This window comes from Flavobacterium niveum (assembly GCF_055231775.1).
Genome location: NZ_JBUYSX010000009.1, coordinates 52,416 through 63,867, shown reverse-complemented (window position 1 = coordinate 63,867; position 11,452 = coordinate 52,416). Strand labels below are relative to the sequence as shown.

Genomic DNA, 11,452 nt, shown 5'->3' with positions numbered 1-11,452 from the left:
AGAAATAGGTAATACATCCGGCTTAGGGTGGACGATGAGTTGTATCTGCGCTATTGAATAACAATCAGTAGTAGTAGCAGTTTCTTTTACCCTTACATACACTGTCCCTGAACCTTCATAAGCTGTAGGATCGGTGATCTGGCCACCCACACCGCCTACTTGCGCAGCAGCCTGGGTTAAATAGTACGTTAATGTATAAGCATCAGAACCATTAACCGCCTGCTCACCGGCAGGTACAAGGTTAAATATTTCAACACCGTTGTTGGTTATATCGTCACACGCTTCAAGCGGTGTAACCGCAGAAAGCACCGGTGCGTAATTTACCATTACAGTAAACATAGATTCGTCTGTACAGGTTACGTTAGCATCGCCACTTGTAGCATATATATATACATCCTGAGTAGTTTCAATGAAATCACCCGCGGCTAACTGTGTACCACCACCATCAGGCGCAGTATAGTAATTGCCCACAGTAAGTACCGGTAGTGTATAACTGTCACACACCTCAACGTTTGGCAGTATGTCTGCTATCGGCGAAGGATAAATATTCACTTCAAAACTTTGTTCGTCAGTACAAGTATATGGTAATGTACCGGTAACATGGTACACATACACTGTTTGTGAAGCAGTAAGCACAGTCCCTTCAGGGATAATGTTTCCGCCACCCGCTGAAGCAGTACGGTAAACACCTGCCGCAAGCGGAGGCAACGTATAGCTGTCGCAAGCAGAAACATCGGCTACCGGCTCAAGTGCAGGCTGAGGATTTATTATAATTTGCAGTGGTTGCGTATTGAATACATAAGTATACTCATTATTCTCCACCCTTATATACACTGTTTCGTTAGTAGCCGGGTATGCTGCCGGGTTAGCGATAGGGTTTTCATCACCACTAGCTTCTGCCTGGCTTTCGTGGTAAGAAACAGTATATAATGAAGTATCTGTAAGCTGATTCAGCAATATATCATTAAACTGTGTAAGATCTACTGTTTCCGTATTATCATACGGTGCAGGCTCACATATTACTATAGGACCTACAGGCGAAAGTGGTACGTTACACGACATGATATCCAACGTAAACTGCTTCATGGTACGGCAGCTGGTTTCATAGTCTTCCAGTATCACATAAATAACCTGGTTATCTGTACCTTCATACTCTGTAAGCTCATATAACGAAGGTTCGTCATTTGCAATATCTTCAAGGCTATCGTAGTAGTATAATGTGATTAACGAAGGGTCTATCATACCCGATTCTAACGCTTCAAGGTTATCTTCAAGGTTAAATATTGCAGTACCGGCAGGATCACCACAAGTAACCAAGGTTACAGGGTCACCCGAAAGGATAGGGTCATAATAGTTAACAACAATATCATCGGTAATAAAACACTCCGGGTTTCCTATAAGATAACCTAATATAGTATAAGTACCCGCTTCAGTTACTGTATAGGTTTCTTCCTGGTAGAAAGTACCATCCTCATTATATATCCATTCGCCATCCTTCTGCCATTTTACAAGCATGTTTTCGTTCTCTATCGTAGCTTCTATATCATAGGTTTGCCCATAACAAAGTGCTGCTCCGTTAGCATAGGTAAGGTCGGTAGGAAGTTCGGGCTGGCCGATATCAAAACTACCTGCTTCAAGGAATACGGCAGAGTCAAAAGCCGAATCAATATAATCCCCTATAGCAAGTTTAATACGATAAAGGTGGCCTGCAACAACATCAGATTCCGCAGTCATTTTTACTGTTTGTCCCATCATGTTGATGGCAGCATTGGCCTGGTTCGTTTGATTGTATTGCCCAAAAAAGGTCACGTTTTGCGATGCACACCCATTGTTATAAAGAATATTCCTGATGTTAGTAACAGACACCGGGATATTAGTGTTCGGGATAAGCGCAATATTATTATTGGTCATCAATGAAGTATCAGTAAGGTCAGACAGCAGGAACGCAAAAACGTCGCTGTAGCCACACTGATAGGTCCCATACTCGTTTGACGCAAAAAGGAAATCAAAGCTCATATGATCTGACACCGGGATAAATTCAAACTGTATGTAGCTAACATCCCTTACAGTGTTAGTTTGTCCGCTAGCATTACTTACCGCCTGTAATTGTGTGTCTGTAGCATTATAGCCACTTGCCTCAGAACTTGTAGGTGCCGAGTTGTTCGCATACGGGCCTGCTGAAAGCAGCGCATCACCACTACGGATAACAATACCGTTTTGTATCGGGAAGTTTGAGTTGTTTGCCTCAAAATATCCTATACCGAAATTACCGGATACTGCACCGGCAGAGTATGTAATATTCTGTATAGTAACACAGTCAGTATCAATAAGCACATCTTCAACAAGCTGCTGCACGGTATACTGGTTTTTAGTAACCGTTACATATTTTGGCGAAGGCTGGTTTATATCAGTACACTGTGGGCATGCCGGGTTAGGATCTGGCGTACCCGATGTTACAGTAACCACGTTTGTAAGTGCTCCTACAGAATTGTTGTAGTTCGTTGGCACTATAATAGTCACTTCGTAGGTAACGCTTTCTCCCACAGGAAGCACATCTATAGTATCACTCATGTTACTGATGCCTCCTGTATCGTTACCACTCCAGGTCATTTGCACGATATTATACGGCTTATCGTCTTCTACAACCACGTTGTACGCATCACTCGGACCCGCATTGGTTACCGTTATGTAATATGTAAGTGCGCCATTAAATTCTGCATCTTCTGTTACATAGGTAGTTTGGTTATCCGTCTTAACAGTTATAAGGTCGGCTTGCGGCGCAGGTGTAGCCAACGCACTACAAGTAGTACAACCAGGGTTAGGATCTGGCGTGCCAGATGTTACCGCAACTGCATTTGTTATACTTGCAGACTGATTATAGTTAGAAGGGACAGCTATATTGTAGGTATAAGTTACTGTTTCGCCCGGTAATATAAAGTCAATAGTATCGGCAAGGGCACCGGTACCACTGGTATCGTTACCTGTCCATGTTACCTGCGCGGCAGTAAAGCCTGTAGGAATCGTATTGCTTATCGCTACGTTTTGCGCAGCATCAGGACCGTTGTTGGTCACCGTTACAGTATATACAGCATTGGTACCCGCAGTATAAGTCGCATTTGGTATAGTGATGGCAGTAACTATGTCTGCCGAAGATGTACCGTAGTCTGTATCGGTTCCGTCAGTATAAGCAGGTTCCACATCATATGCAGATGTTGTTACCTGAGGGGCCAGTGTTATGGCTCCTGTAGCTGTAGCGCCGATGTTGGCAATAATAGTATAGGTAATTACAGTACCCGGAAGTACATCGCCAAGGTTTTCGTTAATAGCACCTGTGCCTGAAGCACCATTAGTAGCACTCCACGTAAAACCGGTAATTCCGGCAGGCAGTGGCACATCTACTGTAAAATCTGTAGCTACAGAAGGCCCCACGTTAGTTACCTCAACGGTATAGGTTAACGTACCTCCCTGGGTATACACTTCTACGTTATCATCTACCAGAGTAATATCTACATTGGCAGGGTTAAACTGGTTTGTATCTGTATCTGAACAAGCGGTGCACGATGGGTCTGGGTCGTTGTCTGACGTAGTGCTCACCTGATACGTTATAGGACCATAATATTCGTCCGGAGCCTGAAGCTGCACAGTATAGGTTACAGAGCCGCCATTAGGTATTGAAGGAATATGGTTAGCTAAATTACCTGTACCTGAAGCGCCGTTAGAACCGGTCCAGCTTACATAAGGCACCAATGGCGGAACCGCAGCATCTACCTGTATGTTACTAGCAGTGCCGGGGCCGTTATTGGTTATTGTTATGGTATACGTATTACTATTACCGTTAACATAGGTAGTAGTATTGTCTGTAATGGTAGTTACTAAATCTGCCTGCGAATATTCAAGGCTGTCAGTATCGCTGCATGAACAACCACCAACAGGGTCTACCGTAGTTGACGTAACCGATGGTATAGCTATTACTGTAGTACCGGCATAGTTTGCTGGCACTGCTACAGTAACATTATAGCTAACGGTTTGCCCTACAGCAACACTGCCAAGGTTATCGTTAATATCACCTGTACCTGTACCTCCCTCGCTATTTGTCCAGCTGGCAATACTTGTACCGGCCGGGGCAAGGTAAGCAACCACCACATCTGCCGCTGCTTCAGGGCCGTTGTTAGTAATTGTCAGTACATAATTAAGCGTATCTCCAGGCTCAAAGGTATCCCTGTTATCGGTATTGGTTACCACAAGGTCGGCACCCAACGTACCGTAATCTGTATCTACACAGGCTGTACATTCAGGCGAAGGATCTGTAGTACCTGAGGCAACAGACACAGCAGCCACTACCGCAAGATCTGTATAACCTGCCGGCACCACTACCGTAACAGTATACGTCACAGTCTCATCTACGGCAATATCACCAAGGTTATCGGCAATATCGCCGGTTCCTGTACCGCCTTCACTATTTGTCCAGCCGGTAATGCTTGTACCTGCAGGCGCAGGATAGTTTACCATAACCGCTGTAGCCACATCCGGACCATTGTTAGTTACAGTAAGTGTATACGTTAGCGTATCGCCGGGTGTAAAGGTGTCCTGTCCGTCGGTATTGGTTATTACAAGATCGGCACCTGTTAAAATTGTATCAACATCTGCACATCCTGAACATGCAGGTGTAGGGTCTACAGTAGCCGAACTAACAGTAACGTTAGATACAACCGAACTGCCGGTATAACCTGCAGGTACTGCCACCGTAATCATGTACGACATCATATCGCCTACAGCAATACCGCCCAGGTTATGATTAATATCACCCGTTCCCGTAGCTCCTCCGGGGCCATTCCAGCTGGTAATGGTAGTACCTGCCGGGGCAGGGAAGTTTACCACAACACCTGTAGCTGCCGCTGGGCCGTCGTTTGTAATTATTACTATATAAGTAAGGTCATCGCCCGGCACGAAAGTATCCTGCCCGTCGCTGTTGCTTATTGAAAGGTCTGCCAACACAGGGGCCACATCTACATCGGTACATCCTGCACAGGTAGTATTAGGATCTGTAGAAACCGAAGAAGCAACCGCTACCGTACTGGTAAGGTTGCCCGTAAATGTTTGCGGTATTTGCATTACCACAGTATATACTACAGATTCGCCGGCTGGCAACGATACAATCACATTGTTTAAAGCGCCGGTACCCGAGTTGTTATTTCCGTACCAACTCATATTTGTAATACCCGCAGGCACTGCCTCGGTAATATTTACATACTGAGCTGTACCGGGGCCGTTATTGGTTACGGTTACCGTATATGTAGCAGTGCCACCCGGTATATAGGCGGCTGCATTGTCTGTATTGGTTATTACTATATCAGCAATATTTTCATTCACATTCGTGTCAGTATCCACACACTGGGTGCAGCCCGGCACAGGGTCTACCACGTTAGCCGTATAGGTTACAGTATCTGTAAGGTCGCCTGTATAAGTTGCAGGCACATCAAATGATATGGTGTAGGTTACCGTTTCGTTGACATCGAGTACACCGGTATTATTATTAGCAATGGCTGTAGTACCACTTTGCCCGTTACTGTTGCTCCAGGTAAAGCCTGTAACACCGGCCGGTATGGCATTGCTCACCAAAACGCCCGAAGTCGTAGCCTGGGGTCCGTTATTGGTTACGGTAACTGTATAGGTTACCGTACTGCCGGGAGTGTACTCCGTCTGGTTATTGGTGTTTACAATTTCTATATCGCTATGGGTAGCGTAAGTAACTGTAGGCAAGGCCAGCACACTGGTATAATTATGTGGCACATAAATATTCACCGTATACATTACCGTTTGGTTTACCGCCAGCGTAGGTATAGTATTGTTCAACGCAATATTAGTACCGGCAGCACTATTACCACTCCAGGTAAAAATCTGCACCAATGCAAAAGGCGCAGCAGGCGGGGCAGTTATTCCGGCAGGGATAGGGTACGATACCACAACGTTTGTTGCCGCTACCGTACCGGTATTTGTTACCGAAAATACATATGTGTTCATTTCGCCGTCTTCATAAGACATAGTGCTGTTGTTACTGTAAACAACAACATTAGGCTGGGCGTAGACGCCTATGGCAATGAACAGCATAAATAAGGCAGAGAGTAGATTTTTCCTCATATAGCTAGTTTTATTCAGGTATTTTAAATTGGTTCTGACACATTCTCTTAACAAAATGTTATCATATAGAATCCTCAAATATAAATATTAGATAATACTGCTAATGTTAAATTTAAAAAAATAACAAAGTTTATATTATACTGTTAAATTTCAGGATATGTTTTAATAACATACGTTTGCTTAAGTGTGTAACAGGCATACTCACCTATACCCTACCCTCATTTTAAACTTTTTTTATCGTAATTTTGTCTTAAATTTAATTCCAATGGAAAAGATAACCATAAGGGCCACTCAAAACCCTGCCATTATAAAATTTGAGTTTAGCGACTTCATAGCAAAATACGGTAATTACGAATTTAAAAACATAGACGACACTGCTAACAGCCCACTGGCTAAACAGCTGTTTTTCTTACCGTTTGTAAAAACCGTTTACATTTCAGGCAACTTTGTAGCCATAGAACGCTACAGCATTGTAGAATGGGCCGATGTACAGGACGGCGTAGCCGAGCAGATTGAAAACTTTGTAAACAACGGCGGCGAAATTGTAAAAGAAGTAGATGAGGAAGTAAAGAAAAAACTTCCGATAAGCATTTATGTAGAATCTACCCCTAACCCGGCCGTAATGAAGTTTGTAAGCAACAAACTGCTGACCAAAACCGTAGCCGAGTTTAAGAACATAGACGAAACCACTCCTTCCCCACTGGCACGCGAGCTGTTTAAGTTCCCGTTTGTAAAGGAAGTGTTTATGGATGAAAACTATGTTTCCATAACCAAATATGCCATGACCGAGTGGAACGAGATTACCCCTGAAATACGTAATTTCATCCGTAAGTTTATTGAGGAGGGCAATACGGTTATAGACGAATCGCTTATCCAGCAAATGCCGCAGGCCGAAAAACAACAGGAAGCCTACTTCGATAACCTGGACAGTACTTCGCAACGCATCATCAACATCCTTGAAGAATACGTAAAGCCTGCCGTACAGGGAGATGGCGGCAACATAGCCTTTGAAAGCTACGACGAGGCCGATAAGCGTGTAAAAGTGATACTACAGGGAGCATGTAGCGGCTGCCCAAGCAGCACCTTTACCCTGAAAAGCGGTATAGAAAACATGCTGAAGGACATGCTGAACGATAACGAAATTAAAGTGGAAGCGATTAACGCATAGTCGGTTATTCGTTTGCGTGGATGCGTTAATTTGTTTATTTGTCAATTTGAAGCTTCACTCCAAAATTCAGGATACCTCCGTCATTGCGTAACAGGGCAATCCCACAAAATAATAAAGACCGCCAATGAGCGGTCTTTATTATTTTATACACCAGATGGCACCCATTCAAGGCTTGGGTTATAAAGATTTGAAAACAGTGAAAATTCAATTAATCTGTGTCATCAGTGTTCCCTTTCTTAGAATTAACGAATAAACAAATCACCAAGTAGCTCTTTGCCATTATATTCTTTTATCGTAATATTGCGATAAATAAAATCATTGTTGACATGGGTACTTCAAAAACCGAGAATTTTACTGAAACCCAAAACCGTATTGCCGGCATGATGAAGGCACTGGGCCACCCCGCCCGCATTGCCATTATAGAATACCTGCTAAAAGTAAACACCTGCATCTGCGGCGATATTGTAGGCGAACTCCCATTGGCGCAGGCCACGGTATCGCAGCACCTTAAGGAGCTTAAAAATGTGGGGATAATTAAAGGCAGCATAGAAGGCACTGCCGTATGCTATTGCATCGATGAAAAAGCCATAGCGGTTTTACAGCAATACTTCGGGCAGGTGGCTGCAACATTGCAATGCAGTAATAATAACTGTTGCTAAAACATATAGATCATGAAACTTTCAGAACTTAAAACACTACTGACAGGTATTACCGATGTGGTTTTTCGCCTTAAAGACGGTACGGCCGTTCCTGCACATTTCCACGTAACGGAAGTTGGCGCCATAAACAAACACTTCATAGACTGTGGCGGTACGATACGTAAAGAGTATGTTGTAAACTTCCAGCTATGGAGTGCAGACGATACTGAGCACCGCCTGTTACCGGAAAGGCTTTTACACATCATCAGCCTTTCTGAAGAAAAACTCGGCCTTACCGACGGCGAAATAGAAGTGGAATACCAGACGGCTACTATTGGCAAATACGGCCTTACCTTCGACGGGGTAAACTTCGTGCTCACCTCAAAGCAAACAGCCTGCCTGGCTACAGACCAATGCGGTATACCGGCAGTAAAACCAAAACGCAAACTAAGTGAACTAAAGGCGCAATCCTGCGCGCCGGGTTCGGACTGCTGCTAACCATGGAAACAACCGCCAAACGCAAGCGCTACCGAAAATTTGCCGTGATTACCGCTTCGGTAGTGGTATTGCAGCTCATTTTCGGGTTCGACCCAAAGTTTTGCATCATCAACATTATCTGGTTATTCGTATAAATTATGGAAAAGAAAAATATTTTAGTATTGTGCACAGGCAATAGCTGCCGCAGCCAGATTGCCGAAGGTTACCTTAAATACTTTGCAGGCCAAAAAGCCAACGTATACAGCGCCGGGGTGGAAACTCACGGTGTAAACCCCAAAGCCATAGCTACAATGGCAGAAGAAGGCATTGACCTGCGTAGCCATACCAGCAACCACGTAGATGAATATGCTGGTATAGCATTTGACTATATCATTACCGTATGCGACAACGCCAGGGAACGTTGCCCTTACTTCCCTTCCAAAGCAGAGCGTTTCCACTATAACTTCCCCGACCCGGCAAAGGCCACAGGTACCCATGAGGAAATCATGGCGGAGTTCGGCAGGGTACGTGCCATGATAAAGGAGTATACTGAGGATTTTGTTACAACCCGGTTATAAACGCACTGCAATATAACGACGACGTTCTTCCATGTCGACCGCAGCGTAGCGGATTGGAAACATCTTTATTAGATTCTTCCTATCGTCGGGCTGGAAGCGCATAAAATAATAAAGACCGCCAATGAGCGGTCTTTATTATTTTATGAAATTGCAATATCCTAATTATCGGGTAAAGCTCCGAATTAATGAATAAACAAATCAACGCATCCACATCAAATTACTGCACAACCTTATCCTCATACAACCCACGTTTTTTGAGCAGCGGGGTTATCGAAGGGTCGGCACCGCGGAACGCTCGGTACATATCGGCAGGGTTACCGGTAAAGCCACGCTCCAGTATATTTTTCCTGAATGCCGTTGCCGTGTTTTTGTCAAAAACCGTTTTTTCCTTAAAGGCTTCAAACGCATCGGTATCCAGCACGCCGCTCCATATATAGCTATAATAGCCGGCGCTGTATCCTCCGCTGAAAACATGGCTGTAATACGTACTGCGGTAGCGTGGTATAATACTGCTTATAAGCCCTATCTTTTGCATGGCTTCCTGTTCAAACGGCACCACGTTTTGGTTAATAGGTTCGGTGCGGGCATGGTAATCCATATCCAGGTAAGCGGCTGCAAGGTATTCTACCGTGGCAAACCCCTGGTCAAACGTAGCGGCCTGCTGCATTTTTTCTACCAATGCATCAGGTAATGCCTCGCCTGTCTTATAATGTTTAGCATACAGTTTCAGTACTTCAGGGTCAGCGGCCCAGTTCTCCATAACCTGCGACGGCAGCTCCACAAAATCCGTCGGTACACTGGTACCCGAAAGGCTTTCGTAAGTAACATTACTCAGCAGCCCGTGCAGCGCATGCCCAAACTCATGGAAAAATGTACTGGCCTCATCAAAAGTAAGCAATGACGGCTCGGTTGCAGTGGGCTTGGTAAAGTTGCATACTATAGATATAATGGGTGCTATGCGCTTACCATCGGTAGTTTTTTGTTTGCGGTAGCTGGTCATCCAGGCACCGCCCTTCTTCCCTTCCCTCGGGAAGAAATCCATATACAGCAGCCCAAGCAGCTTACCGTCATTATCATGCACCTCCCATGTGGTTACATCTTTATGGTACACCGGCACATCCTTCACCTGTTTAAACTTCAGTCCGTAAAGCTTGTCGCACACCATAAAAATACCGTTGCGCACCGCATCCAGCCCGAAGTAAGGTTTCAGTTCCTGCTCGTCCAGGCTGTAGCGCTCCTTACGAATCTTTTCGGTATAGTAGCGCCAGTCATACGGCTGCACAGGACCTTCAATTTTATCGGCCTGCATCAGCTTCAGTATATCGGCTTCTTCGGTTTTGGCCTTCGCCAATGCGGGAACCCAAATTTCATCCAACAGGGCATTAACCTTTTCCGGGGTCTGTGCCATACGCTCTTCCAGCACATAGTGGGCGTGGCTCTTATAACCCAATATCTGTGCGCGCTCCATACGCAGGTTGGCCAGCTGCACTATGTTAATGCGATTATCATGGCTGTCGCCGTTATTACCGCGGTTTTGGTACGCCTCCCATATCTCCTTACGCAACTTACGGTTATCGGCATATTGCAGGAATGGCATTACGCTGGCGTTTTGCAGGGTAAATACCCACTTACCTTCCTTATTGTGTGCCTTGGCATCTTCGGCAGCAGCGGTTATTATACTTTGCGGCAGCCCGGCCAGGTCTTCTTTATTATCTATAACCAGCTCGTAGCTGTTGGTATCGGCCAGCACATTATCACCAAACTTCAGCGATATTACCGCCAACTCTTCGTTAATCTTACGAAGGCGTTCCTTTTTATCGGCAGGCAGCCCGGCGCCGTTACGCACAAAAGCTTTGTATTTACGTTCCAGTAATTTGGCATCTTCGGCCTTCAGGTGCAGGTCAATCTGGTTATCCCAAATGTATTTAACTCTTTCAAACAAGCGGTCGTTAAGGTAAATGTTATCGTTGTGCCTGGTAACCTCGGGGGCTATCTCCTGGGCTATCTGTTGCAGTTCGGCATTGGTTTCGGCACTGTTCAGGTTGTTGAATACGGTATAAATACGGTTCAGAAGCTGCCCGCTTTCCTCAAGCGCCAGTATGGTATTTTTAAAGGTAGCCGTTTCGTGGCTTGCCGCTATGCCGGCTATTTCGCTATCGTGCAGGCGGATTGCCTCCAACAGTGCAGGCTTGTAGTGTTCGTTTTTTATAAGTTCAAAAGGCGGTACGCCATAAGGGGTATCCCAGGTAGCCAGCAGCGGGTTGTCATCGCCTATGGCCCCGGCCTTGTTTTCTTTGTGGCAGGACATAAGTGTTGCGGTTAGTGTTAGTGCAATCAGTGTATTTCGTAAGGCGGTCATCATGGTAAAGATATTAGCTATTGCAGGCAAATGCAAGTTTGTAAGGCTTTTCTTTTTATTGCAAAATACGCTTTAATGCCTTTGAAAAGTATTA

General features: G+C 45.0%; 7 protein-coding genes. 5 read left to right on the top strand and 2 right to left on the bottom strand.

The features are described from left to right. On the bottom strand, positions 1-6,138 hold a 6,138-nt coding region (locus tag ACZIX4_RS19410), incomplete at its 3' end, for a choice-of-anchor L domain-containing protein (protein WP_463337315.1). Positions 6,139-6,403: 265 nt separating this feature from the next. On the opposite strand from ACZIX4_RS19410, the gene ACZIX4_RS19405 reads away from it, so the two are divergent. From ACZIX4_RS19405 to ACZIX4_RS19385, 5 genes are all read left to right on the top strand, one after another. Continuing rightward, positions 6,404-7,306, top strand: a complete 903-nt coding sequence (locus tag ACZIX4_RS19405) for a NifU family protein (RefSeq protein ID WP_463337314.1) — start codon at positions 6,404-6,406, stop codon at positions 7,304-7,306. Between the two features lie 326 nt (positions 7,307-7,632). Beyond that, positions 7,633-7,965, top strand: a complete 333-nt coding sequence (locus ACZIX4_RS19400; protein WP_463337313.1) for an ArsR/SmtB family transcription factor — start codon at positions 7,633-7,635, stop codon at positions 7,963-7,965. Between the two features lie 12 nt (positions 7,966-7,977). After that, positions 7,978-8,442 carry a DUF6428 family protein gene (locus ACZIX4_RS19395; protein WP_463337312.1) on the top strand — a complete coding sequence of 155 codons (465 nt, stop codon included), beginning with the start codon at positions 7,978-7,980 and terminating at the stop codon, positions 8,440-8,442. 2 nt (positions 8,443-8,444) lie between these two features. After that, positions 8,445-8,576 (top strand): hypothetical protein, encoded by a 132-nt coding sequence (locus ACZIX4_RS19390; protein ID WP_463337311.1) that lies wholly within the window; start codon positions 8,445-8,447, stop codon positions 8,574-8,576. 3 nt (positions 8,577-8,579) lie between these two features. After that, complete coding sequence (locus ACZIX4_RS19385; RefSeq protein WP_463337310.1) at positions 8,580-8,999, top strand: arsenate reductase ArsC; 420 nt, start codon at positions 8,580-8,582, stop codon at positions 8,997-8,999. 217 nt (positions 9,000-9,216) lie between these two features. On the opposite strand, the gene ACZIX4_RS19380 is transcribed toward ACZIX4_RS19385, so the two are convergent. Next, the gene (locus ACZIX4_RS19380; protein ID WP_463337309.1) at positions 9,217-11,361 is read right to left on the bottom strand and encodes a M3 family metallopeptidase; all 2,145 of its coding nucleotides are present in this window, start codon (positions 11,359-11,361) and stop codon (positions 9,217-9,219) included. Positions 11,362-11,452 lie beyond the last annotated feature (91 nt).

Bases quoted from the DNA above. Each gene is read 5' to 3' on its own strand.
- ACZIX4_RS19405 (WP_463337314.1), top strand. From the start codon at position 6,404: ATGGAAAAGATAACCATAAGGGCCACTCAAAACCCTGCCATTATAAAA.
- ACZIX4_RS19400 (WP_463337313.1), top strand. From the start codon at position 7,633: ATGGGTACTTCAAAAACCGAGAATTTTACTGAAACCCAAAACCGTATT.
- ACZIX4_RS19395 (WP_463337312.1), top strand. From the start codon at position 7,978: ATGAAACTTTCAGAACTTAAAACACTACTGACAGGTATTACCGATGTG.
- ACZIX4_RS19390 (WP_463337311.1), top strand. From the start codon at position 8,445: ATGGAAACAACCGCCAAACGCAAGCGCTACCGAAAATTTGCCGTGATT.
- ACZIX4_RS19385 (WP_463337310.1), top strand. From the start codon at position 8,580: ATGGAAAAGAAAAATATTTTAGTATTGTGCACAGGCAATAGCTGCCGC.
- ACZIX4_RS19380 (WP_463337309.1), bottom strand. From the start codon at position 11,361: ATGATGACCGCCTTACGAAATACACTGATTGCACTAACACTAACCGCA.